The sequence below is a fragment of the Marinicauda pacifica genome, assembly GCF_004793635.1.
Taxonomy (GTDB): Bacteria; Pseudomonadota; Alphaproteobacteria; order Caulobacterales; family Maricaulaceae; genus Marinicauda; species Marinicauda pacifica.
Genome location: NZ_SRXV01000001.1, coordinates 323,601 through 348,798, shown reverse-complemented (window position 1 = coordinate 348,798; position 25,198 = coordinate 323,601). Strand labels below are relative to the sequence as shown.

The following is a 25,198-nucleotide window of genomic DNA, read 5'->3' as shown; positions in this document are numbered from 1 at the left end:
TGCCGTCCATGAATCATCCTCTCCCGATTGCCCCTTTTTCCGATCCCGATGTCACGGCCAAGGGCGAAGCGCGCGCAAGCGTCGCCTTCGACACCCTTCAGACGCTCTGGTTCAACACCGGCACGCTGTGCAATATCGAGTGCGCGCACTGCTATATCGAGAGCTCGCCGACGAATGACCGGCTGAGCTATCTGAGCGCGCGCGAGGTCGCCGCCTATCTGGACGAGATCGACGTCATGGGCCTCGGCCCGGTCGAGATCGGATTTACCGGCGGCGAGCCCTTCATGAATCCCGACATGGCCGCCATGGCCGAGGATGCGCTTGAGCGCGGGCACGAGGTGCTGATCCTCACCAACGCCATGAAGCCCATGATGCGGCCCAGGGTTCAGGACGCCCTGCTTCGCCTGAACGAGCGCTTCGGCTCGCGCCTCACCCTGCGCATCAGCCTGGATCATTTCGAGCCGGCCAACCATGACGCGGAGCGTGGAGCCGGCACGTTCGAGGTGACGCTTGAAGGAATGACCTGGCTTGCCTGCAACGGCTTCACGCTCAGCGCCGCAGGCCGCCGCTTGTTCGATGAGGACGAGGCGGTGACGCGGGCCGGCTTCAAGGTGCTGTTTGCCGAGCACGCCATCGCCATCGATGCTCACGATCCCGCGGCACTGGTGATCTTCCCCGAGATGGACCCGAGCGGTCACCCGCCGGAGATCACCACCGCATGCTGGGACATTCTGGGCAAGTCGCCGCGCGAGGTGATGTGCGCCAGCAGCCGCATGGTCGTCAAACGCAAGGGCGATAACGCGCCGATGGTGCTGGCCTGTACCCTCATCCCGTATGACGAGGCGTTCGAAACCGGGCGCTCGCTGGCCGCGTCGCTCAAACCGGTCAAGCTGAACCACCGCTTCTGCGCGCAATTCTGCGTGCTAGGCGGTGCAAGCTGTTCGGCCTGAAGCCGGAAGGTTCTAAGCGCCCCAGCCGCTGAAATGCTTGGAGAGCTTCAGGCCCTGCGCCTGATAGTTCGAGCCGGACCGGCCATAAGGCGTGTTTACGGTGTCGGCCATCGGCTCGTAGACGAGCTTGGCTACCGGCTGGCCGTGTTCGAGAATGAACGGCACGTCCCGGCCCCGCACTTCCAGCACGGCCCGGGAGCCCTTGCCGCCGGCGCGTTCCACGCCGAAACCGGGATCGAAGAAACCGGCATAATGGGCCCGGAACTCGCCGATCTCCGGCGCGATGGGCGCCATTTCGGCGGCCTCGTGCAGCGGTATCTCCACCGCCTCGCGGCTTGCCAGGATGTAAAACTCACCCGGATCAAGGACGATATATCCGTCTGCGGCATAGATCGGCTCCCAGAAGGCGGCCGGCGCATGTCCGCCGACCTTCTTCAGGTCGACCAGCGGGCTGTGGCGCTTGGCGCGGTAGCCGATCGGCCCGCCATTATGGGGCTTCAGATCCACCGATAGCGTCACCGAACGCGTGCCCGCATGTGCCCCGCGGCGCAGACGCGCCTGCACGAGCCGGTCGCCGGGCCGGGCCAGCACCGAAAACGTGCGCGGACAGATTTCCACGTAGAGCGGCCCCTCATACCCGGTCGGCAATTGATCGAACGCTTCCGCGCCGTCTCCGATGACGCGCGTGAATACGTCGAGCCGGCCGGTTGAACTCTTCGGGTTCATCGCCGCGGCGATGTCGGCCGGCAACGACAGCGATTCCTGCAATTCAGCCAGGTAGACACAGCCGGTTTCCAGCACAGACCCCTCGCCGAGCATGATCTGGTGCATGGTAAAGGCGCCATCCAGGCGTTCGGCCACGCTGCGACCGCTGCCGGGCAGGAAGGACGCGCGCAGGCGCCAGGCCCGCTCGCCGAGGCGCAGGTCCAGACTGGCAGGCTGGATCTGGTCGCTGTCGAGCGCCGACTGCGCGCGGATCGCCCCGTCCTCGTGGAAGCGGGCTAGCGCGGCGTCGGGCAGGATGCCGGTCGTGTCGGTCATGGCGGTGCGGGATCCGTGGTTGAGAACCGAAGAATGGAATCGGCTGGACGTCGGGACCGGACAGCTTTCCGGCCCGGCCGCTCCCTGTCTACCCGCAATGTCCACCCGTTCGGCGCGTGCATGATGGGGGCGTGTGAGGCGCAGCCCTTGAGTATAAGCACGTCTGGGTGTCTGATCGCGCCTCACACTGCCCGGCGGAGCGCCCACCCATGTACAAGACCGAGACCCGCGGCGTCGTCATCAAGGTCGAGCCCGACTTTCTGGAAGACGAGTCCGAGCCCGCCGAAGCCCGGTTCATCTGGGCTTACACGATCGAGATCGAAAACACCGGCGATGACACCGTTCAGCTGCTGAGCCGGGAGTGGGAAATCACCGATGCCCGCGGCCGCACCGAGATCGTGCGCGGCGAAGGCGTGGTCGGCGAGCAACCCGTGCTCAAACCCGGCGAGCGGTTCCGTTACACGTCAGGCGCGCCCTTGACGACCGCTTCGGGTTTCATGCGCGGCTGCTACACGATGGAGTCCAGCGCGGGAGACCGGTTCAGTGCGACGATTCCCGCCTTCGCGCTCGACACGCCGTACTCGGCCCTGACCGTACACTGACCCTGAAAGCAGAACTGTGAACGATTCGACCCGCACCGTTCTGTTGGTCCTCGGGGTGCTGCTGGCAGCGCTGTCGGTGGCCAAGCTTGTTCCCGCCATCGTCGATCTCAACTCCGATGCGCAATCGGCGCACGCCTTTCTCGGATCGGCCGCGGTCACGGGCTTTGTCGGCGTGACGCTCATCTTGATGATGCGGGGCGGCGGTCGGAACCTGACGGCGCGCGGCGCGATTCTGGTGACCGGCGGTTCGTGGGCAGTCCTGTCAGTCGCTGCCGCCGTGCCGCTCAAGCTTGCAGTCGGCGACATGAGCTGGACCGACGCCCTGTTCGAGGCGACTTCGGGCATGACCACCACCGGCGCGACGGTCATGACCAACCTTCAGGACCAGCCCGCCGGCGTCCTGATCTGGCGTTCCATCCTGCAATGGATTGGCGGTATCGGGATCATCGTGACCGCCATGGCCATCTGGCCGATGCTCGGCATTGGCGGCATGCAGCTCTTCCGGCTGGAAAATTCCGACAAGTCCGACAAGGCCCTGCCGCGCGCCGGCCAGATCGCGGCAGCGGTCGGCATCATCTATCTGGTCCTCACCTTCATCTGCTTCCTGGCCTATATCGCGACCGACATGACCCCGTTCGACGCCGCGGCCCATGCGATGACCACCGTGGCTACGGGCGGGTTCTCCACCCATGACGGATCGATCGGCGCTTTTACCGATGGCGGTTCGGACATCGTCGCCCTTGTCTTCATGATCCTGTCCGCCCTGCCCTTCGTGCTCTACCTGCGCGCGGTCCAGGGCCGGCCGGACCGCCTCTGGGTCGATCCCCAGGTGCGCGGCTTCCTGGCCGTCGCCGGAGCCGCCATCGCCGTGTTGACGGTCTGGATTCTGGTTCACGAGCCCCCGGCCAGCGGACAGCTTCCCGCGTGGCGCCTCGCCTCGGTCAACGCCATCTCCATCATGACCGGCACAGGCTACGCCACGGCCGATTTCAGTCTGTGGGGTGGCGGAGCGGTCGGGATTTTCTTCTGTCTGATGTTCATCGGCGGCTGCGCCGGATCGACCACCTGCTCGGTGAAGATCTTCCGCTACCAGATCGCGGCGGGCGCAATCGGCCGCCACATCGAACGTCAGGCGCGGCCGCACGTGGTCAGACCGGTGCGCTATGGCGGCAAGGCGCTCGATCCCGACGCGGTGCGTTCGGTGATGAGCTTCTTCTTCATCTTCTTCGCCACCTGGGTGGTCGCTGCGGCCCTGCTCTCCTTGATCGGGCTGGACCCGGTGACGGCCATCTCGGGCGCGGCCACCAGCATCGCCAATGTGGGACCGGGCCTCGGACCGATCATCGGCCCGGCCGGCACGTTCAAGCCCCTGCCCGACGCGGCCAAATGGGTGATGATCGTGACGATGCTGATCGGCCGGCTCGAGGTCTTCACCATGCTGGTGCTCCTCACCCCGGGCTTCTGGCGGCGGTAGGGCGTGTACGCCGCCCGTAACGCAACGCTTTCCGGGGGGCAGCCACCTGAATATTCTGGAACGCCGACATCATTCGGTGGCGCCCTGCCCTCTCTGGGTTCCAGGTCTTATTACATTCGCCGGGGAGCAAGAATCCTTGGAGCGACGCGCCCGCCTGCAAGAGCGTCCAAGGCTCCTAACGCCCCGCGGCTTCCACCTCGTCAGGCGCGAACTTCCACGCCTTGTTGCAGTATTCGCAGGTCATCACGATCTTGCCGTCCTCGGCCATGTAGTCGCGGTCTTCGGGCGGGAAGCTGGCGAGGATGCGCTTCAGGCGTTCGGCCTCGCAGGTGCAGCGCTTTGTGACCTCGCGTTCGGATTGCACGCGCACCCCGTCCTCGTGGAAGAGGCGGTAGAGCAGGCGCCCGGTCGTTACCTCCGGGTCGAGCAGCTCGGCGTCATCGGTCGTGTCGAAGAGCGCGCGCACATGCTCGAAATCGGCGTCCTCGCTGGCGCGTGTCTCGTCGCCGGCCAGCCGCTGGATCATGGCCCCGCCTGCGCGCCAGGCGCGCGTATCGCCGGAATAGTGCTCGCCGACGGCCAGCTTGATCCGGGTGTGAAGCTGTTCGGACTGGTAGAAATAATGCTCCGCGCAGGCCGCAAGCGAGGGACCGTCGAGCGACACGACGCCCTGATAGGGCGCCATGTCGGTGCCCTGGTCAATCGTCATGGCAAAATGGCCTTCGCCCAACAGTTTCTGGGCACCGGGTCGCGGACCGTGTTCGGCCTCGACCGCCTTGACGCGCTCGGCGTTGAACTTGGCAAAGCCGCGTACGCCCTCGCCGGCGGTATAGTCGGCCACCACGAAGCTCACCGCGCCCTTGCCTTCGATGCCGCCGGGATTGGCGTTCGTGCCGGAGGCCTGGATGATCAGCCGGCCTTCGAACTTCATCGAATCCCCGATCAACAGGGCCAGCAGCACCGCCTCGCCCGTCAGGGCCGCGACCGACGCGGGATAGTCATGGGCTGACAGGATTTCGTCGATGACCGGGCCCAGGCGGGCGACCCGCCCGCGCACGGGCAGATCGTCCAGCTGGAAACCGCAGACGCTATCGTCCTTACCGCCCAGGTCGTCGGGACCGGGCGCCGTGATGTCGAGAGCCATACAAACTCCGTTTAACCGGGCTTCAGCTCGCTCAAGGCGGCGTCGAGCGCCTCGACGGCCTGGCGGGCATGCGCCTCTTCAATGATGAGCGGGGGAGCCATGCGCAGGACATTGTCCCCCGCCGCGCCCATCAGCAGATGGTGATCGCGCGCGTGCTTTGCCAGCGTCTTGTTCACATAGCCCTCACGCAGCTTCAGTCCGAGCAGGAGGCCGCGCCCGCGCACCTCTTCCACTTTGTCTGAATGGCTGTCCTTTAGCCCTTGCAGCTGCTGGCCGAGGAAGTTGGCAACCTCGTTCACATGGTCGAGGAAACCCGGCTTGGTCAGCTCGTCATAGACGACATTGCCGACCGCCATGGCGAGCGGGTTGCCGCCGAAGGTCGAACCGTGCGTGCCGACGACCATGTGCTCGCCGCAGGCATCGGTGGCGAGGCAGGCGCCCATCGGGAAACCGCCGCCGACACCCTTGGCCACGGCCATGATGTCCGGCTGCGCGCTACCCGCCCACTGGTGCGCCCACAGCTTGCCGGTGCGCCCGGCGCCCGACTGGACCTCATCGTAGATCAGAAGCAGTTCGCGCTCGTCACACAGCTCGCGCAAGCCGCGCAGGCACACATCGGGAATGGCGCGCACGCCGCCTTCGCCCTGCACCGGCTCGACACAGATCGCGGCCGTTTCCTCGGTGATGGCGGCCTTGAGCGCATCGTGATCGCCGAACTCGACCTGGTCGAAGCCTTCCATGCGCGGGCCGAAGCCTTCGAGGTATTTCGGATTGCCGCCCGCATTGATTGCACCGTAGCTGCGGCCGTGGAAGGCGCCGGTGAAGGTGACGATGCGGTACTTGTCCGGCCGGCCCCTGGAATACCAGTAATGGCGCGCGGCTTTCAGCGCGCATTCCATCGCCTCGGTGCCCGAATTGGTGAAGAAGACGCGGTCGGCGAAGCTGTCGCGGCAATACTTCTCGGCCAGCTCGATCTGGCCGGGCACGCGGAACATGTTGGAGGTGTGCCACAGCTTGTCGGCCTGGTCCTTGAGCGCCTGGACGGCCTTGGGGTGGCGGTGGCCCAGCGCGTTGACCGCAATGCCGGCGATGAAGTCGAGATACTTGTCCCCGTTCTGGTCGAACAGGTAGACGCCTTCGCCGGACACAAAGGTCTCTTTGGGCGGCGAATAGGTCTCCATCAGCGGCTTGGGCATGAACGGCTCCGTGGTCTCTAAAGAATGGGGATCAGAACAGGCTGCAAGGTGTAGGCCTGCCCGCCTAGCTCTTCAAGCGCCACCCGGTCCGCAGCACCAGATAACTCGCCGCGCCCAGCACGACATTCAGCGCCAGCAGGATCGCCACGCCGATCGCCAGATTGCCGTCGTGATAGCCGGTAAAGCCGTAGCGGAAGCCGTCGATCATGTAGAAGACCGGATTGAAATGGCTGATCGTCTGGAACGGCTCGGGCAGGATGGTGATCGAGTAGAACGTGCCCGACAGGAAGGCGAGCGGCATGATGATGAAGTTGGTGATCACCGCCAGATGGTCGAACTTCTCCGCCCACACGCCGGCAATCATTCCGACCATGCCCAGCACGCTCGCGGTCCCCAGCCCGTAGAAGGCGACCGCGAGGGGATGGGCGATGCCCACCCGCACGAAAGGCTCGATCACAAGGGCCGTGGCAGCGGCCACCAGCACGCCGCGGGTCATCGCGCCGGTGATGAAGGCGACGGCGAGCTCGGCCGGCGAGATCGGCGGCATCAGGAAGTCGACTGAATTGCCCTGGACCTTCGCCACGATGATGGAGGAGGACGAATTGGCGAACGCGTTGTTGATCAGCGCCATCATGACGAGGCCGGGCGCCAGGAAGGCGGTGAACGGCACCCCGCCCACATCTCCGCGCCGGGCGCCCAGTGCGAGCGCAAATACCGTCATGAAGAGCAGCGTGGTCGCGACCGGGGCCAGGATGGTCTGGAAGCTGACCTTTAGAAACCGGTGCACTTCCTTCTTGTAGAGCGTCCATAGTCCCAGCCAGTTGACGGCGCCGATCTTGCGCGGCTCGGGCGCGCCGCGGATCTCGAGCGTATCGGACATCTGTGCGGCGTCTGTCGAACCGGCTTGCTCAGTCATGGGCGACTCCCTTTAGACGCTGGCCTCATGCGCGTGTGCCCTTCGTCTAGCATGGGTCCGCAAAGCTTGGCGACATGCACCGCAGCCGAGTTATCCACGGCCGAATCATTGCGGCATCTTGTGCCCGAACCATTCCCGGATACTGTATCTGGTGTCAGCCCCAAGATGTTGGGGCCCGGGATGTTCCACTTACCATAACTTGTGGATAAGTCGAAATTCCGGCTGGAAGAATAGCGTAACAGGCGAGGAGCGCACCGCCATGGCTTGGACCGACGAACGTGTTGAAACTCTAAAGAAACTTTGGGGCGATGGCCTGAGCGCAAGCCAGATCGCCAAGCAGCTGGGCGGCGTTACCCGCAACGCCGTTATCGGCAAGGTGCACCGGCTGGGCCTGTCCGGCCGCGCGGCACCCTCGCGTCCGGCCCGGCACCCGGAAGCCAAACCGGCTCCGCGTCCGCGCGCACAGCCGGCCGCCCCGGCCAAAGCCCAGCAGGCCAAACCCGCGACACCCGCACAGTCGGTCGTGCGCGCGGAGGCCGCTGCCCCGGTTGAAGCCGAGCGCCTGGCCAGCGGCGAGTACGCGACCGTGCTCACCTTGAAGGACTCCATGTGCAAATGGCCGATCGGCGACCCGGCCGACAACACCTTCCGCTTCTGCGGACGCAAATCGACCCCGGGTCAGGCCTATTGCGACGCGCACGCCCAGATGGCTTACCAGCCGCAGGCCAAGCGCAAGCGCAAGCCGGCCGACGACGCGCGCGCAGTGCTCGACAATCTTCAGGGCGCCCGCAAGGTGAACTTCTAGACCTCGGAACCTAAGGTTCAGCCCCGAACCGAAAAAGCCCGGAACCTCGAGTGGTTCCGGGCTTTCTTTTTGTCCGCTCAAACTGGCACGCTAGCTGCGCCAGCGCAGCGTCGTTTCCTCTTTCAGCGGGTGATCGAAACGCTGCGGGTCGCCCTCCGCCTCCGCCCAGGCCTTCTTGGACCGGAAATACCAGCGCGCCTGTGTGTCCGCGTCCGGGATCAGCATCAGTCTTGGGTCGAACTTCAGCCCCTCATTCTGCTTGCGGATGATCCGCTTGTCCTGATCCAGGAAGGCGCGGCTGAAGAAGGACAGCGCCGGCTTGAGCACGCTCAGCACCGGATGGTCCCAGAACAGCATCTGGATGACCTGTGTGCGCGACTCTTCGATCGGCGTCACCATCGTCAGCGAGGTGACGAAGCGTTTGCCGACCTGGATATGTTCGGTGCGGATGCCCGGCAGCAGGAATTTGATCTCGGTGACCGGCTGGCCACCCAGTATCTTGTAGGCCGCCGAGTTGCTCGATGGCGCATGGCTCAGCATGACCCAGCCCAGATCGGTCGGGGCGAAACGCTTGCTCTTGTCATAGGTCGACTTCGACGTGCGCCAGTACCAGGACTGGTGCACATACGGCCCGTGCGCCGGGTCCATGAGACCCAGGATCGCATTGTCGATATTGCAGTCGAAGGTCACCACGTAGGTGAAATTCGGCCCCCGTTCGCCCGCCCCAGGAATATCCGGCGCGTCGAAGGCCGGCTCGGGCGTGGTATCGGCCAGTTGCGGGCCTTCCACCGGGCCGGACGCCATGAACACCCAGATCAGGCCGTTCTTTTCCTGGACGGGGTATTTGCGCACCCGGATCCTGGCAATGTCCATCTCCTGGCCTTCGACCAGGGAGGGGATGGCGGTACAGCGCCCATGCGCGCCGAAGCGCCAGCCATGGTAGGCGCATTCCACCTCGCGGGCGCCGTTGACCATGCGTCCGGCGGTCAGCGGGATACCCCGGTGCGGACAGATGTCGCGAAGAGCAAAGGGCGTCCCGTCCCCCTCGCGCCCGAACAGGATGGGCTGGCCCATGATGATGCGGCGCACGAGCTTGCCGGTCTTCAGCTCCGCCGCAGGCAGAGCGCCATACCAGAGGTCTTTCAGGAAGGTGTCGGTTTCGGTCATGCAGGCTCATCCGCGTGTTCGGGGCAAGCCTGACTAGCGCGTCCCATCCATCCCCGCCAGTGCCCGGCTCTCAATCGACCTAGACTGCGTTCAGCGCATAGCCGGCCGAACGGACCGTGCGGATCGGGTCGGGACCGTCCATCTTGCCGAGCGCCTTCCGCAATCGGCCGATATGCACGTCTACCGTTCGCGCCTCGACATAGACATCCGCGCCCCAGACCGCATCGAGAAGCTGCTCACGGGAGAACACGCGCCCCGGGTGCTGCATCAGATAGTCCAGCAGGCGGAACTCGGTCGGACCCAGATGGACTTCCTGGCCCTGGCGCAGCACGCGGTGGGACACACGGTCGATCGTGATGTCGCCGTGGCTGACCTTGTCCTCGGCCAGGCCCGGCCGGATGCGGCGCAGAACGGCGCGAACGCGCGCGAACAATTCCTGCATCAGGAAGGGCTTGGTCACATAGTCGTCGGCCCCGGTGTCCAGTCCCCGGATTCGGTCGGCCTCCTCGCCGCGGGCCGTCAGCATGATGATGGGCAGGTTGCGCGTCTCCTGACGCGAACGCAGGCGGCGGCAGACCTCGATGCCGGAAATCTTCGGCAACATCCAGTCCAGCAGGACCACGTCCGGCTGGCGTTCGTCGACCAGCATCATCGCCTCTTCGCCATCGGCGGCCAGCGACACGCGGAAGCCTTCCTTTTTCAGATTATACTGAAGCAGTTCGGCGAGTGCATCTTCGTCTTCAACAACCAGTACGTGCGGCGTCATGGCCCCGTCCCCTACTCTGGCAGTTCAGGGCGCGGGCCTCTGGGGCGTTCGCCCTTCAGCTCGTTGCCCGTCACGACATAATGAATCACCTCGGCGATGTTCGTGGCGTGATCGCCGATACGTTCGAGATTCTTCGCCACAAAAAGGAGGTGTGCCCCCGGTCCGACGACGCTGGGGTCCTCCATCATTTGCGCGATCACATCGCGAAACAGCGCGTTGTAATGCTCGTCCACGTCCTCATCGCGCTCCCAGACACCCACGGCGCTCGCCGTCTCTCCGGTGGCGTAGGCGTCGAGGACCTGATGCAAATGGCCCTGCACCAGAAGGCCCATGCGTTCGACGGCCGGGGTGAGCGGCAATGGATCGGACTTGATCAGCACGCGGGTCCGGCGCGCGATGGACTTGGCCAGATCGCCGGTCCGCTCCAGGTCCGCGACGATTTTCAGCGCCGCGATCACAGAGCGCAGATCGCTCGCCATCGGCTGGCGCAAGGCCAGCAGGCGGATGATCTGCTTCTCGATCTCACGCTGCATCTTGTCGATCTCGGCATCGGCCTCGATCACCTGTTCGGCCAGCTCCGCATCCCGGTTGATGACCGCCTGCATCGCGCTGGCAACGGCGTTCTCGGCCAGGCCGCCCATGACCGACACGTCCGCGGAGAGCTTTTCCAGCTCGTCGGAGAAGGCCTTCACGGTGTGTTTCATCAAATCGTTCATGACGAACGCCTTTTTTGCTGACGCGGGAGAAGGCTCGGGGGCCGTTATCCGAACCGTCCGGTGATGTAGTCCTGGGTGCGCGCATCGTGCGGGTTGGTAAACATGTCTTCGGTCGGGCCGTACTCGACCAGATGGCCGAGGTGGAAGAAGGCCGTCATCTGCGAAACGCGCGCGGCCTGGGCCATCGAGTGGGTGACGATGATCAGGCAATAATTCTCGCGCAGCTCGTCGATCAGTTCTTCGATGCGCGCGGTGGCGATCGGATCCAGGGCCGAGCACGGCTCGTCCATCAGGATCACTTCGGGATTGACTGCGATGGCGCGCGCGATCACCAGCCGCTGCTGCTGACCGCCCGACAACGCGGTTCCGGGCATGCCGAGCCGGCCCTCGACCTCCGCCCAGAGTCCGGCCTTGCGAAGGCTGGCTTCCACGATCGCGTCCAGGTCTTCGCGTTTGGTCGCGAGCCCGTGAATGCGCGGTCCATAGGCCACATTATCATAGATGCTCTTGGGAAACGGGTTCGGCTTCTGGAAGACCATGCCGACCCGGGCACGCAGCACGACCGGATCGACCGCGCGCGAATTGACTTCCTCACCGTCGATGAGCACCGAGCCGGACACGCGCGCACTGTCGATCGTGTCGTTCATTCGGTTGATGCAGCGCAGGAAAGTCGACTTGCCACAACCTGACGGACCGATGAAGGCGGTTACACCCCGGTCGGGAATCCGGATCGAGACGTCGTGCAGTGCCTGCGTATCGCCATAGCGCACGCTCACGCTGCGGGTTTCCACCTTGATCGGATTTGCGGACGGCTGGTCGTGATAGACCGTTGCAGCAGGCGCCGCGGTGTTCTGGGGATCGGTCACGCTTACCATCTCCGTTCGAACCGGCTGCGCAGGTAGATGGCAGCCGCATTAAAGAGGACCATCAGGGCCAGCAGAATCAGGATCGCGGCGGCCGTCTTGGCCTCGAAGGCGCGCTCGGCTCCGCTGGACCAGAGGAAAATCTGCACCGGCATGACGGTGGCCGGCTCGGTGAATCCGGCGACACCCATCGTCGGCGGGTCGGCGATGAAGGCGACCATGCCGATCATCAAGAGCGGTGCGGTCTCCCCCAGGGCCTGGGCCAGGCCGATGATCGACCCTGTCAGGATGCCTGGCATCGCCATCGGCAGCACATGGCCGAACACCGCCTGCATGCGCGAAGCCCCAACCCCTAGAGCGGCTTCCCGGATGGACGGCGGAACGGCTTTGAGCGCTGCGCGCGAAGAGATGATGACCGTGGGCAGGGTCATCAGCGCCAGCACGAAACCACCGACCAGAGGCGCCGAGCGCGGCATGCCGAACGTATTGATAAAGACGGCGAGACCGAGAAGGCCGAACACGATGGAGGGCACGGCCGCCAGATTATTGATGTTGACCTCGATGATTTCGCTGAGCCGGTTTCTCGGCGCGAACTCCTCCAGGTAGATCGCTGTCCCCACTCCGATCGGCACGGCCATCAGCATGGTGATGATCATGGTCAGCACCGACCCGATCAGCGCGCCGCGCACGCCGGCCAGCTCCGGCTCGCGGCTGTCAGCGTTCGTAAACAGGATCAGATTGAGTCCGTTTTCGACCAGTCCGCGATCGTCCAGCGCACGCGCAAAGACGATCTGCACATCGCCGATGCGCCGGCCCGCCGCCGGGGTCTCGATACGCCACTCGGTCCAGTCCTGGTAGACCCCGTCGCGCTCGGGCGCGATGACAACCTCGCCCCGGGCGACGCGTCCGCCCGGCTCGAGCTGGGTGATCTGCACCACCCCTCCCCCCAGCCGGACCAGAAGGCTGGCCATCTCCGGGCTCAGGCTCAGCGCCTCGCGAGCTTGCAGACGCTCTTCCAGCTGGTCCGCCTCGCGCCGCGCACGTTCTGCACCTGCCGCAGCCGCCTGGCGTGCATCTTCGGTCTCGGCCCGGTCCGCACGCGCCTGTGCCGTAGCCGCGCGGTCGCTCACTGTCTGGATACGCGCGCGCAGCGTGTCGTTCACCTCTTCGATGAAAGCGCTGAAAACCGGGTCGCTGGCGGTCAACGTCACCTCACCTTCAGCGCCGCTGAGCGTCAGGGGCTCGTTGCGATCGACGAAGCGCTCGTCTGTCGTCAACCCTTTGAGATACAGATCGGCATCATCAGAGATCGGCATCGAGAACTCGATGGTCTCACCGATGATGTCCGGGTTCTCGACCACCTGGTTGAGTAGCTTGGCCGAGTTGACAGAAGAGTAGAGCCCGAACAGGGCGCGCAGCTCGCTGCGCCCGGTCACGCTGGGAAACTGGTCCTGCAGCGCGACCTGAAGCATCCGGCTATAGCTGCCAGCGCGAAGCGACTCCTCGCTGCGATCGTCTTGCGGATCGGCAAGCTCGGCTTCGACCCGCACCGGCAGCGTCAGCGTGTGTTGGGTGAAGGCCGGCAGGGCCTGCACGATGATTGAAGATAGCAACACCACCAGGAACAATACGGCCAGCGCGATCGCCGCCATTCCATAGAACTGGAATCGCCGCTCGGCCCGGTGCCGCCGCGCCAGGCGTGTCTCGATCGCCTTGCGGATATCGGATGAGGGGGCGCGATCAGTCATATTTTTCCCGGTAGCGCTGTACGACACGAAGCGCGATCACGTTCAGGATCAGGGTCAGGACGAAGAGGACCAGGCCGAGGGCGAAGGCCGAGAGCGTTTTGGGGCTGTCGAACTCCTGGTCGCCCGTCAGTAGCATCACGATCTGAACCGTGATGGTCGTCACGCTTTCAAGCGGGTTGGCCGTCAGGTTCGCGCCCTGCCCGGCGGCCATCACCACGATCATGGTTTCTCCCACGGCACGCGAGACCGCGAGGAGGACCGCGCCAACAATCCCCGGGAGCGCGGCGGGGAAAATGACCTGACGCACCGTCTCCGACTTCGTGGCGCCCATCGCGTAGGCGCCGTCGCGCAGCGATTGAGGCACGGCATTTATAACATCGTCAGCCAAGGAGGAGACGAATGGTATAATCATGACGCCCATCACGAGACCCGCGGCAAGAGCGCTTTGCGTGACAGCGTTTTCATATCCGAGTAGCAGCAGAGCGTCGCGTAATAACGGACCGACTGTGAGCAGGGCGAAGAAGCCGTAGACCACGGTCGGGATGCCCGCCAGGATCTCCAGAACCGGCTTGGCCCAGCCGCGCACGCCTGTGCTGGCATACTCGGACAGGTAGATCGCCGCAAACAGACCAACCGGGACCGCAACCAGCATCGCGATCACGGTGATAAGTGCGGTCCCGGCAAACAGGGGAACCGCCCCGAACGCCCCGGTCTGACCGACCTGGCCCTCGCGAATGGCGATTTGCGGGCTCCATTGCGTGCCGAGGAGGAACTCGTCGATGCGCCAGTTGATGGCCGAGAAAAAGCGAACGCTTTCAAACAGAAGCGACAAGACGATGCCGATCGTGGTCGCGATTGCGATGACGGATGCGAGCAGGAGAAGCACCGATATTGCGCCCTCCACCCGGTTGCGGGCGCGAAAGCTCGACGAGATTCGCGACCGGGCATAAGCCAGCCCGCCAATCGCCAGAGCCAGCGCCGCCAGCGCCATGCTGGACCGCAACACCTCATGGAATGGCCGCATCGCCGATGCCAAGGCATTGATTTCAGGGGTCTCCCGGCTTGCAACGCCTTCGCCGAAGGCGATCGCACGAGCATCGTTGATCATCAACTCGCGCCGCTCGTCGCTCAGGCGGGAATAGACAAAGCCCGCACGCGCCAGTGCGTCGTCAGTCTGCGCCTCCACCTGTCCGGCCAGAACCTCCGCTCGCGCTTCGCGTTCGGCTGCCAACCGGTTGATTTCGCTTGAAAGCGCCTGTTGACGTTCTGCAGGCGACTGAGCCGGATACTCGCCGGCAGCCGGCACCAGCTCGCTGTCGCGCTCGATCGCCTCACGGGCATAGATTCGCCGGTTCTCCAGCGTGGCGAGCTCGGCTTCAAGCCGGGCAATGTCCTCGTCGTCAGACAGTGCTTGCTCGAACTGGGCATGAACAGGCTCGCCGGCCCGGTGCATTTGCGCACCGGCGAGAGCATTGACCGCGTCATTGCCGAACATCCCGTAGATCGCCAGCAGGATGAACGCCGGAACGCCTGTCCACAAAGCAATATAGTAGCCATAGTAGCTCGGCAGCGAGTGCAGCCGCGACGCGTGGCCAGAGCTGACCGCATAGGCCCGCCGGCGTCCGACCAGAAAGCCGACCGCGGTCAGAACCATCAATATCAGCACTGTGAACAGCGAGATTTGCATGCCGATTTTCGAACCCGGAGGCGGAAATACGAGAAAGACGCGGTATCATCCCTGACACCAGCGCCAAAGCGGGCCGGACCATGGCCCCTATCGGCCTAGGAAATATGACACTCATACAACGGTTTTGTGACAACGCCCGGTCCAGGTCCGACGCGCCATCAGAGGCCAGCCTTCGGTCTGCGGCTCAAGAGACCGTCGCGCCGCGCTGCACCGGTTCGTTCCCGTCCGTAGCCGACTTTCTCACGGCCGGGAAAAATATCGAAAACACGGAGCCCTCGCCGGGTGCACTTTCTACAGTGAAGCCACCCCGGTGGCGGGCAACGATGTGCTTGACAATGGCGAGCCCCAGGCCTGTTCCCGATGTGGGACTGCTTTTCTGCCCGCCGACCCGGAAGAAGCGCTCCGACAAGCGCGGCAGGTATCGCCGGTCGATTCCCTGGCCGCAATCGCGAACCCGCAGAACCCCGTAGCGCGCTTCAGAGCTCAGCGGCGGCGCCGACAGCGTCAACCGGCCAGACCCTTCCGCGATGCGTTCGTCGCTGTGCTCAGCGGCATCGCGCGTGAGGTCGGCTCGCACGCTGATCGCAACAGATCCACCGTCGTCCGAGTATTTGAGAGCGTTCTCGACGAGATTCTCGACGACCTCATAAAGCTGATCGCGATCCCCGTGAACAATGGCCTCGCCTTCGCACGCGTCGAGGGACAGACCGATGCTCCGGCTGGCGGCGACGGGCCCCAGCGCACCAGCCACGTCCCGCGCCAGCTCGCACAGGTCGACAGCGCCGGATGGGGGCAGGTGCTCGTTCATCTCAACGCGGCTCAGCGAAAGCAGGTCGTCGATCAGGCGACGCATCCGCTCGGTCTGCACCTGCATGATCGACAGGAATCGTTCCCTCGCCTCCTCGTCATCGCGCGCCGGTCCGCGCAGCGTCTCTATGAAGCCCGACAGAGAGGCGAGAGGGGTGCGCAGCTCATGACTGGCATTGGCCAGAAAATCGGCTCGCATGCGCTCCGCGCGTTTGGACGAGGTGTCGTCAGCCAGAACCAGCATGGCGCGCCAAGGCATCGGCCCCGGTAATTCAAGCCGGATCGGCTCGACGAACGCGCGGACATGACTCTCGATCGGCGCCAGGGTCGAATACTCGACCGCCCGCCCCTTCTCGCCGCGAAGGGCCGCGCTGACAGCTTCGAGAACGCGAGGCTGGCGCAAGGTTGCCGACAACAGCCCGCCCTCGCCGCCGAGGCCGAGGAAGGCCCGCGCTGCCGGGTTGGCGCGCTCGATCCGTCCGCCCGGTCCGATCAGCAAGATAGGAACCGTAATGCGTTCCAGCATCAACTCTGCGACCGCCGTATCGGCAGGTTGGACGGTCACACGCTCCACCGGTCGCGCTTCCGGTTCAATCGTCGTCAACGCCGTGAGATAATAGACGAGCGAGAGCGAGGCGAGCGCCAGCGAGGTGCCGACGAACACGGCGAGATCGATCGTGCCGGCAGCCAGTAAGACAGCAAGGACCAGTACGCCAAGACCCGAGCTTATGGCGATATCGCGGCGGCGCGGCCGGTCGGCAGGCGTTTTGGACCAATTGTCGGACGGGTCTCGGCGAGCTCTCATATCGCTTTGATAACATGGGTTTGTGACATGTCGCTAACTTGCTGGCAGGAAACTCAACCTCAACATGAATTTTCTGTAATTCGAGAAATCCTTAGCGTTTTTCGATAAAAGTTTGTTGACATTCAGGATGTGATCGATAGGTTCGATCGCGGTCGATTAGGAAAAACAAGAAAAAAGGAGGGGGCCTTTGCTACGGCGAAGTCTACTCATCTCAGCCTCCCTGGTCGTTGCGGCATGCGCCGGGACGCCCAACCTTGCTATCGCTCCTGGAATTGAGGCGCCCGCCGACTTCCAGGCCGAACCGCAGGTTGAGCTTCCCGCTGCTGGCGACTGGGTTGCATCGTTTGAAGACGCCACGCTCAGCGCGCTGGTGGCTCAAGCCCTTTCAGCAAACCCGACAATTGAAGCAGCGTCAGCCAGTCTGGACGCTGCCCGCGCTTCGGCGCGCGCAGCCGGTTCGAACCGTCTGCCCTCTACTGACGCATCCGCGTCAACCAGCAGCAGCGACACGAGCTCCCGGCCCAGCGAGCAATACTCGTTCGGACTGGATGTCGCCTGGCAGGTCGATGTGTGGGGCCGGCTGAGCGATCAGGCGCGAGCGGGCTACCTCACTGCGGAGGCCGCTCGGGCCGACCTTTATGGAGCCCGACTGTCGATCGCCGGAGCCACGGCCAAGGCCTGGTTCAGCCTCATCGAGGCCAAGGAGCAAGCCGAGCTGGCCCGGCGCGATGTCGACACCCGGTCGCGTCAGCTTGAGATCGTCGAACGCCGGTTCGCACGCGGGGTAGCTCGCTCCTCCGATGTCCGGACTGCCCGCTCGGCCCTCGCCAGCTCACAAGCTTCCCTTGCCGCGCAGATTCGCATTGAGGCCGCTTCGGGCCGAGCTCTCGAGGTGCTGCTCGGGCGCTACCCGGGCAACCAAATTGTTCCGGACAGCACGCTACCCATCCTGCCCGTGTTGCCTCAGCCCGGCTCTCCCCAGCAGCTGCTTGAACGCCGCCCCGATGTGATCGCGGCGGAAACCAGGCTGGCTTCGGCCGGTTATTCGGCGAGCGCGGCGCGCAAGGCGCTCTATCCCGGCCTGTCCCTGGGCGCGGGCATTTCCAGTCAAAGCAGCGACGCCAGCGATCTGTTCGATCCCGATTTCCTCGTGGAGACGATTTCGGCCTCCCTGCTGGCTCCCATCTTCCAAGGCGGTGCTCTGCGTGCAGAGCGGACCAGAACAGAAGCGGTCGCGCGCCAGTTGTCTGCCCGGTATGTCGAAACAGCCCTCACAGCGCTTCGCGAAGCAGAGAATGCGATCTATGCCGACCGAACGCTTGAAGAACGGGTAGAGGCGCTCATCGTCGCTCAACGCGAAGCAGCGGCGGCCCTCGATCTGGTCGAGCGCCAGTATGCCAGCGGCGTCGCAACAATTTTCGAACTGATCGACGCTCAATCGCGCCTGATCACAGCCGAATCCCAACTGATAAGAGCGCGGCTCGAACGCGCCACGAACCGCGTGGATCTCCATCTGGCTGTCGCCGGCGACTTCGCTGCGGGTGGCGGTTATGCGGACACAAGCAACTAAAACACAGAACAAACAAAGAAGAATAATACGAGGTTGGTCATGAGCAAGTTTAGCGGTCGATTAGTCCTTTTCGGGGGTCCTGTTCTCATTCTCGGGGCCTTCATCCTCCTTTTCGCGGTGCTGTTCAGCACCGCGCCGGAACCAGAGCGCGGCGAAGTCGAAGCGCGTCCGGTGGCGGTGTTCGTCACCGAGGCCGAAGCGCGCCCGGTCCAGCTGACCGTGAACACGCAAGGCGAAGTGCGTCCGCTTACCGAGATATCTCTCACAGCCCAGGTCTCGGGACGGATCGACTATGTGGATCCCAATTTCGTGCAGGGCGGCTTTTTCGAAGCCGGTCAGACGCTGGTCCGTGTCGAGGACGATGATTATCGGCTCGCAGTGACGCGCGCCGAAGCGCTCGTTTCACAACGCCGCCAGCAATTGTTGCTGGAAGAAGCCGAAGGCGACCTGGCGCGAGAAGAGTGGGAGAGTCTCGGCGAAGGCGAGGCCTCCGCGCTTACCTTGCGCCAGCCCCAGATGGAGGATGCACGCGCCCAACTCGCCGCCGCTGAGGCGAGTCTCGCCGAGGCGAGGTTGAACCTGCGCCGGACGCGCATTTCCGCGCCATTCGACGGCCGGGTCCGCAGCAAGAATGCGGATCTGGGCCAGTTCGTCGGCGCGGGTAGCGAGCTCGGTGAGGTCTTCTCCACCGATGAGGTCCAGATTCGTCTGCCGCTGACGGATGCCCAGCTGGGCAAGCTGGGCATTCCGCTTGCCTTCCAGGCCGGCGATAGCGAAGGCCCGACAGTCCTTCTGCGCGCCATGCTGGCCGGCGAGCCCCGCGAATGGACGGGCCATGTGGTGCGTACCGATAGCGCTATCAATCCGCAGACTCGCACCTTGTATGCCATCGTGTCCGTTGAAGACCCGTATGGTTCCGGCGCCGAGGAAGCGGGCGCACCGCTCGCCATCGGTCTGTTCGTGGACGCGTTCATTGAGGGCCGGGAAATCAGCCAGGCCTACATCCTGCCGCGTAGCGCATTGCGTGGGAACGACACCGTCTACGTCGCCGAGGAGGACGGAACGCTTTCCGTTCGCACGGTGTCGGTGATTGATTCCAACGCCGAGGAAGTCGTGGTCGCCAACGGTGTAGAAGAAGGAGAGCGTGTCATCACCTCGCCGGTGCGTGCGGCCGCCGACGGGATGCCCGTTACTCCGCTTGGGCCGGATGGCGAGCCACTCGATGGCTTGGCCGACTCGGACGCTTCGTCCGCCGACCAGCCCGAAGGTGAAGATTCCGCCAGTGTCGCGAGCGCGGGCTGATGCCCGCTTTGCCCCGGCACCCGGCGAAGGAGTAGAAAAATGGTTGAACATTCCCAAGATCCGAGCACCCAGAAGGGGTTGCTCGCCTGGTGGGCCCGGAATTCGGTGGCCGCCAATCTGTTGATGGTGATTGCTCTTGTGGGCGGCATTATCGGCTTCTTTTCGATGCAGCGCGAAAATAATCCCGGCGCCGAATTCCCGGGTGCGACCATTTCGATGTCCTGGCCTGGCGCTTCGCCCCAGGACGTCGAGGAACAGATCATTGTGCGGATCGAGGAGGCCTTGGCCGACCTCGAAGGGATCGAGGAGCTTACCGCAACCGCCAGTGAGGGATCGGCGCGCATCTGGGTAGAGGGCGAGTCGAGCATTGACGACGCGTGGTTCGTTGACGAGATCGAGCGCCGCGTAAACACCGTCAACAACCTGCCGCGCGATGCCTACCGACCGATCGTCCAGCAATGGCGCAATCAGGACCAGATCGCCGGCTTTGCCGTCCACGGCGATATTGATCGCCGCGAATTGCAGCGCATCGCACGCGAAATCCGAGACGAGGTCTCGATTCAGGTGCCCGATGCTTCCCTGGTCGATATCATGGGCACCCTGCCCGAAGAGGTCGCGATCGAGGTCTCCGAAGAGAACTTGCGCCGGTACGGCCTGACCTTTTCCGACGTGGCGCAGGCCATTTCCAACTCGTCTATGAACGTCTCGGCTGGATCGGTGCGCACCGACCTGGGTGACGTCCGCATCACAGCCCGCCAGCTCGCGGACACAGCTGAAGAGTTCGAAGACATCGTTGTGCGCCAGACCGCCGATGGTAGCATCATCCGCGTCGGTGACGTGGCTCAGGTCTCCGACGGGCTCGCGGATGCCAACCTGAATGCAACATTCAACGGTCAGCAAATGGTGATTATCGCCGTTCGTTCGACCGGTAACGCTGATGTCATCACCGTCTCCGAGGGCCTTGAAGCCTATATGGAACGCAAGAACCAGGAGCTGCCGGACACCGTGCAGCTCTCTGAATGGTGGGACGGCGCAGACCAGTTCAACTCCCAGCTCCTGGTAATCGGCAACTCCGCCCTGCTGGGCCTTGGGCTGGTGCTGGTCATTCTGATCCTATTCCTGCGGCCGATTGTGGCCTTCTGGGTAACGGTGGGCATCGCAGTTGCCTTTGCCGGCGCACTCATGGTGCTGCCGATGCTCGGCATCACCCTGAACTTCCTCTCGCTCTTTGCCTTCCTGATCGTGATCGGCGTGGTCGTGGATGACGCGATCATCGTGGGCGAGAATATTCACAACCGGGTCGAACGCGGTGAGAGCGGCCTGACGGCCGCGATCCTTGGCGTGCAGATGGTTGCAAAGCCGGTCGTATTTGCTGTGATCACGACGATGATGGCATTCGCGCCCTGGATGCTGCTGTCCGGGCCTGAAGTCCAGTTCACCCGCCAGATCTCGCTGGTGATCATCGCTGCACTGGCCTTCTCTTTGATCGAGTCTCTTCTGATCCTGCCGGCCCACCTGGCTCATATCGGTCCGCAGAAGCAGACCGGCGCCTTGGCCCCGCTCTTGAAGGTCCAGGCCGCGATTGCCGACAGCCTGACCTGGTTTGCGCGTAACATTTATGCTCGCGTGCTCACCCTGGCGATCCGTCAGCGCTATGCCACCATTACGGTCTTCGTGGGCGTATTCGCGCTGTCCATCGTGTTGATGGCGACAGGGCGGGTTCCGGCGCGTTTCATGCCCGAGATCGAAAGTGATCTCATCCGTGTGAACATCACGCTGTCCGAGGGCACTCCCTGGTCGCGAACCGACGACATCCGGGCTCGCCTGGACGAGGCGGAAGAAGAAGTCCAAGCCTATTATCGCCAGCAGTTTCCAGACGAGCGCGACATGATCATGAGCCGCTCCACGCTGGCCACCGATGGTGAAGTGCGTGCCTGGATCAATATCGCGCCGCCGGAGGACCGGCCGGGCAACCTGCCCACCACCGAGGTGGCTCAACGCCTGCGCGAGGCGCTCGGCCCTGTTCCCGACGCGGAAGAAATCCGCTTCGAGGCCACGCTGAACGAGCAGGGGCCGGCGATCGAACTGGCGATCAACCATCCAGATCTGGATGTCCTGCGCACGGCTGCAGCAGATCTGAAAGCCCATCTTCGCACCTACGATACGGCCTATGACATCGTAGACAATCTGCAGACCTCGGCCGACGAACTGCGTCTGTCATTGAAGCCGGACGCGCAAACCCTGGGCCTGACCCTCGCCGACGTGACAAGCCAGGTCCGCCAGGCCTTCTACGGTCAGGAAGCTCAACGTCTCCCGCGCGAAGGTGAAGATGTTCGGGTCATGGTCCGCTATCCGCGCGAGCTGCGTCACAGCCTGGATGCGATCAACAACCTGCGGATACGCACCGCCGACGGGCGCGAAGTGCCACTCATGGCGGTCGCCGAAGCCGAGTTCGCTCCCGGCATCAGCCGGATTCGTCGCCGCGACCGTCAGCGGACGGTAACGGTTAGCGCAGAGCTGACCGATCCCGATGCCGCGCGCGACATTCGCGAGGACCTGAACGAGAACTTCTTCCCCGAGTGGCGCGAGCGCCATCCAGGGGTGTCGGTCGGGGCCATCGGCGAGGCCCAGGGCGAGCAGGAATTCCTGCAACAGATAATGACCCTGCAATTCATCATGATCGCGCTGATGTACGTTCTGTTGGCGGTCGCTTTCGGCTCCTACTGGCAGCCTCTCCTGATCATGACCGCCATTCCGTTCGCCTTCGCCGGTGCCGTGTTCGGCCACCTGATCCTCGGCGTCCCGTTCGCGCTATTCTCCAGCTTCGGCATCGGCGCCGCAGCGGGGATCGTGATCAACGACAACCTGGTTCTTGTGGACTTCGTGAACCGGCTACGCGATCGCGGAGTGGGCGCGTTCCAGGCTCTGGTGGACGGCGCGGTTCAGCGTTTTCGTCCCATCCTCCTGACCACCGTCACTACGTTCATCGGCATCCTGCCCATGATTGCAGAACGGTCGACCGCCGCCCAGTTCCTCAAACCGATGGTCATTGCGCTTGGATTTGCGGTGATCTTCGCACTTTTCCTGACGCTACTGTTGGTGCCCGCTCTCTATGCCGTCGGCGTGGACATCCGGCGGGCCCTGGTCGGATTGTGGACAGGTCACAAGCAGCCCGGCATCGGGTCGAGCTATAGCGGCCATGTCTCCACGCACGAGGAGGAAGTCGACGTCGGCCACGCTGCAGGTCAGCCCGCCGAATGAACCGCAAGACCGGGCGCGAAAGGGTGACCCTTTTCGTACCCGGTCTTTTTTATCGACCTCTGCCCTGAGACGACGTCTTGCGCATGCCGGAGGATGCACGCGCGGTGTTCTGGGCTAGAGTATCGGTTACCGCTTCCGGATACTCGGGAAGATGCTGGCGGCACACCGGATCCGGACAAGATTGCGACTTCGTACAGACGAAGCGCTTAACCTGGGGAGAAGACCCGCAATGAGAACCCTGCTTCTTTCAACGACGATGCTTACGCTCGCCACCGGCGCCGCGCTGGCCCAAGAGGGTGAGCCGCGCTATGGCACGTTCGGTTTCGATGTCGAAGGCATGAATACCGAAATCGATCCCGGAGACGACTTTTACGAGTACGCCAACGGCACCTGGTTAGACGCCACGGAGATCCCCTCCGACCGGTCGAACTACGGCATGTTCACAGTGCTCTCGATTGAAGCCGATGAAGATGTCCAGGTGATCGTGCGGGAAGCGGCTGCCGAAGACGCGGAAGACGGTACGAATTCCCAGATGGTCGGCGACCTGTTCGAGAGCTGGATGGATGCCGATGCCATCAATGCACGCGGGCTGGAGCCGGCGCGTCCGTATCTGGACCGCATCGCGCAAATCGAGACCCACGAAGACGCGGCCGCAATGTTCGCGACCGTGCACTATGCGGCCCCGTGGGCTGCTGGCGTGCTGCCCGATCCCGCCGACACCAGCCGTTACACGGTTGCGATGTCTCAAGCCGGTCTCGGCATGCCGGACCGCGACTACTATTTAAACGAAGAGGAACGCTTCGCCGAATTCCGTCAGGCGTATGTCGACTATATCGCGCGAATCTTCGAACTCGCCGGCATTGAAGGCGGTGACGAAAAGGCCGCCGCCATCCTGGAATTCGAGACCGCTCTCGCCGAAGTCCACTGGAGCCAGGAACGCCAACGCGACATTCAGGCCATCTACAATGTGATGACGCCGGACGAGGTCGCGGCCCTGGCGCCTAACCTGGATCTGGTTGACGGCCTCGACCAGCTCGGCCTGGGCGGTGTGGACAGCTATATGGTCACGACGCCATCCGCTATCAGCGAGTCGGCTGAGATCGTCGCGAACACCGACATCGCGCTGATCAAGGACTGGATGACTTTCCACTTCATCTCTGACCGGGCCGCATGGCTGGGCGAGGATTTCGATGCCGCGAACTTCGCGTTCTTTTCCACCACGCTGAACGGTATCGAAGAGCCCCGCCCCCGGGACGAACGCGGCGTGGAGCTGATCGGCAACCAGCTCGGCCATGCGATCGGTCAAATTTATGTCGACCGGCACTTCCCGCCGAGTTCAAAAGAACAGATGGAAGGCCTCGTCGGCAATCTCACCAGCGCTTTCCGGGTCCGGCTGGAAGACCTCGCCTGGATGGACGAGGAAACTCGCGAGCAAGCTCTGCTCAAGCTGTCGACCTTTGAGCCGCGTATTGGCTATCCTGAAATCTGGGATGACTTCTCCGGCCTTGAAGTCGATGCGAGCGACTATTTCGGCAATCGGATGCGCTTGGCCGAGTTCCAGTGGCAGGATCAGGTCGAGGACCTCGCGGGACCGGTGGACCGTCGTGAGTGGGGCTGGCCGCCGCAGATCGTGAACGCCAGCTACAATCCGCTGCTGAACCAGATCACCTTCCCGGCCGGAATCCTGCAGCCACCCTTCTTCGATCCCGCTGCCGACCCAGCGATCAACTATGGCGGTATCGGCGCCGTCATCGGTCACGAGATCGGTCACGGCTTTGACGACCAGGGCCGCCGCTTCGATCACCAGGGGCGCATCCGCGACTGGTGGACCGAGGAAACCAACGCCCGGTTCGAGGAACGTGCCGATGCTTTCGGTGCGCAATACGCCCAGTATTGCCCGATCGAGGACCAATGCGTGAACCCGAACCTCACGATGGGTGAGAATATCGGCGATCTCGGCGGGATGGAGATGGCCTACTCGGCATGGCGCGACTTTGCCGAAGCCAACTACGAAAATGGTGAGGCGCCTGTCATCAACGGCTTTACCGGCGACCAGCGCTTCTTCCTCGCCTGGGCCCAGGTGTGGCGCCGTCTCTACCGCGACGACAATCTGCGTCAGCGTCTGGTGACCGACCCCCACTCGCCCTCGGAATACCGGACCAACGGCATCGTGCGGAATATCGATGCCTGGTACGCGGCGTTCGATGTGGAAGAAGGCGACGAGCTCTACCTCCCGCCTGAAGAGCGTGTCTCGATCTGGTAGTTTCCAGCTCGAGCTGATCACAGCGAAAAGCCCGCCGCGACTGCGCGGCGGGCTTTTTCTTTGTGGCGGTCTCTCCGCGCCGACCTTAAAGTCCGGAAGCGCTTATTCGTTAGAG

The 25,198-nt window shown here is 63.7% G+C and carries 19 protein-coding genes; 8 read left to right on the top strand and 11 right to left on the bottom strand.

What is annotated here, in order from left to right:
* Positions 1-8 precede the first annotated feature (8 nt).
* Positions 9-950, top strand: coding sequence for a radical SAM protein (locus tag E5162_RS01765; protein ID WP_135943237.1), 942 nt, complete (start codon positions 9-11; stop codon positions 948-950).
* A 12-nt stretch (positions 951-962) separates the two neighbouring features.
* On the opposite strand, the gene E5162_RS01760 is transcribed toward E5162_RS01765, so the two are convergent.
* Positions 963-1,991, bottom strand: a complete 1,029-nt coding sequence (locus E5162_RS01760; protein WP_135943236.1) for a 2'-deoxycytidine 5'-triphosphate deaminase — start codon at positions 1,989-1,991, stop codon at positions 963-965.
* Between the two features lie 209 nt (positions 1,992-2,200).
* Between E5162_RS01760 and apaG the strand changes: the two genes are divergently transcribed.
* Both apaG and E5162_RS01750 read left to right on the top strand, forming a co-directional pair.
* Entirely contained in the window at positions 2,201-2,593 is a 393-nt protein-coding gene (gene apaG / locus E5162_RS01755) for a Co2+/Mg2+ efflux protein ApaG (RefSeq protein ID WP_135943235.1), read from the top strand.
* A 16-nt stretch (positions 2,594-2,609) separates the two neighbouring features.
* The gene (locus E5162_RS01750) at positions 2,610-4,067 is read left to right on the top strand and encodes a TrkH family potassium uptake protein (protein WP_135943234.1); all 1,458 of its coding nucleotides are present in this window, start codon (positions 2,610-2,612) and stop codon (positions 4,065-4,067) included.
* 175 nt (positions 4,068-4,242) lie between these two features.
* Here E5162_RS01750 and E5162_RS01745 read toward each other — a convergent pair whose 3' ends face one another.
* The 3 genes from E5162_RS01745 to E5162_RS01735 all read right to left on the bottom strand — a co-directional run bounded on the left by E5162_RS01745 (position 4,243) and on the right by E5162_RS01735 (position 7,323).
* A complete protein-coding gene (locus E5162_RS01745) occupies positions 4,243-5,211 on the bottom strand; it encodes an Hsp33 family molecular chaperone (protein WP_135943233.1) in 969 nt (322 codons plus the stop codon).
* A gap of 11 nt (positions 5,212-5,222) precedes the next feature.
* Positions 5,223-6,407 carry an aspartate aminotransferase family protein gene (locus tag E5162_RS01740; RefSeq protein WP_135943232.1) on the bottom strand — a complete coding sequence of 395 codons (1,185 nt, stop codon included), beginning with the start codon at positions 6,405-6,407 and terminating at the stop codon, positions 5,223-5,225.
* Between the two features lie 64 nt (positions 6,408-6,471).
* The gene (locus tag E5162_RS01735; RefSeq protein ID WP_135943231.1) at positions 6,472-7,323 is read right to left on the bottom strand and encodes an ABC transporter permease; all 852 of its coding nucleotides are present in this window, start codon (positions 7,321-7,323) and stop codon (positions 6,472-6,474) included.
* A 259-nt stretch (positions 7,324-7,582) separates the two neighbouring features.
* Here E5162_RS01735 and E5162_RS01730 point away from each other — a divergent pair, with 259 nt between their 5' ends.
* Positions 7,583-8,128, top strand: a complete 546-nt coding sequence (locus E5162_RS01730) for a GcrA family cell cycle regulator (RefSeq protein ID WP_135943230.1) — start codon at positions 7,583-7,585, stop codon at positions 8,126-8,128.
* A 90-nt stretch (positions 8,129-8,218) separates the two neighbouring features.
* Here the strand turns inward: E5162_RS01730 and E5162_RS01725 are convergent, their stop codons facing one another.
* From E5162_RS01725 to E5162_RS01695, 7 genes are all read right to left on the bottom strand, one after another.
* The gene (locus E5162_RS01725; protein ID WP_135943229.1) at positions 8,219-9,295 is read right to left on the bottom strand and encodes an aromatic ring-hydroxylating oxygenase subunit alpha; all 1,077 of its coding nucleotides are present in this window, start codon (positions 9,293-9,295) and stop codon (positions 8,219-8,221) included.
* A gap of 79 nt (positions 9,296-9,374) precedes the next feature.
* Positions 9,375-10,061, bottom strand: coding sequence for a phosphate regulon transcriptional regulator PhoB (phoB, locus tag E5162_RS01720; RefSeq protein WP_135943228.1), 687 nt, complete (start codon positions 10,059-10,061; stop codon positions 9,375-9,377).
* An 11-nt stretch (positions 10,062-10,072) separates the two neighbouring features.
* Entirely contained in the window at positions 10,073-10,768 is a 696-nt protein-coding gene (gene phoU, locus E5162_RS01715; RefSeq protein ID WP_174234986.1) for a phosphate signaling complex protein PhoU, read from the bottom strand.
* 53 nt (positions 10,769-10,821) lie between these two features.
* Positions 10,822-11,574 carry a phosphate ABC transporter ATP-binding protein PstB gene (pstB, locus tag E5162_RS01710; protein WP_233342166.1) on the bottom strand — a complete coding sequence of 251 codons (753 nt, stop codon included), beginning with the start codon at positions 11,572-11,574 and terminating at the stop codon, positions 10,822-10,824.
* 71 nt (positions 11,575-11,645) lie between these two features.
* Positions 11,646-13,388 carry a phosphate ABC transporter permease PstA gene (gene pstA / locus E5162_RS01705; protein WP_135943225.1) on the bottom strand — a complete coding sequence of 581 codons (1,743 nt, stop codon included), beginning with the start codon at positions 13,386-13,388 and terminating at the stop codon, positions 11,646-11,648.
* The gene (pstC, locus tag E5162_RS01700) at positions 13,381-15,075 is read right to left on the bottom strand and encodes a phosphate ABC transporter permease subunit PstC (RefSeq protein ID WP_135943224.1); all 1,695 of its coding nucleotides are present in this window, start codon (positions 15,073-15,075) and stop codon (positions 13,381-13,383) included. The genes pstA and pstC overlap by 8 nt, the downstream gene beginning before the upstream one ends.
* A gap of 184 nt (positions 15,076-15,259) precedes the next feature.
* Positions 15,260-16,687, bottom strand: a complete 1,428-nt coding sequence (locus E5162_RS01695) for a sensor histidine kinase (RefSeq protein WP_135943223.1) — start codon at positions 16,685-16,687, stop codon at positions 15,260-15,262.
* A 187-nt stretch (positions 16,688-16,874) separates the two neighbouring features.
* On the opposite strand from E5162_RS01695, the gene E5162_RS01690 reads away from it, so the two are divergent.
* The 4 genes from E5162_RS01690 (at position 16,875) to E5162_RS01675 (ending at position 25,083) form a co-directional block, all read left to right on the top strand.
* Positions 16,875-18,257: an efflux transporter outer membrane subunit gene (locus E5162_RS01690; protein WP_135943222.1), complete on the top strand. Its 1,383-nt coding sequence runs from the start codon at positions 16,875-16,877 to the stop codon at positions 18,255-18,257.
* A 39-nt stretch (positions 18,258-18,296) separates the two neighbouring features.
* Positions 18,297-19,559 (top strand): efflux RND transporter periplasmic adaptor subunit, encoded by a 1,263-nt coding sequence (locus E5162_RS01685; protein ID WP_135943221.1) that lies wholly within the window; start codon positions 18,297-18,299, stop codon positions 19,557-19,559.
* A 39-nt stretch (positions 19,560-19,598) separates the two neighbouring features.
* Positions 19,599-22,820 carry an efflux RND transporter permease subunit gene (locus E5162_RS01680; protein WP_135943220.1) on the top strand — a complete coding sequence of 1,074 codons (3,222 nt, stop codon included), beginning with the start codon at positions 19,599-19,601 and terminating at the stop codon, positions 22,818-22,820.
* 229 nt (positions 22,821-23,049) lie between these two features.
* Positions 23,050-25,083, top strand: a complete 2,034-nt coding sequence (locus E5162_RS01675) for a M13 family metallopeptidase (protein ID WP_135943219.1) — start codon at positions 23,050-23,052, stop codon at positions 25,081-25,083.
* The last annotated feature ends 115 nt before the right edge of the window (positions 25,084-25,198 follow it).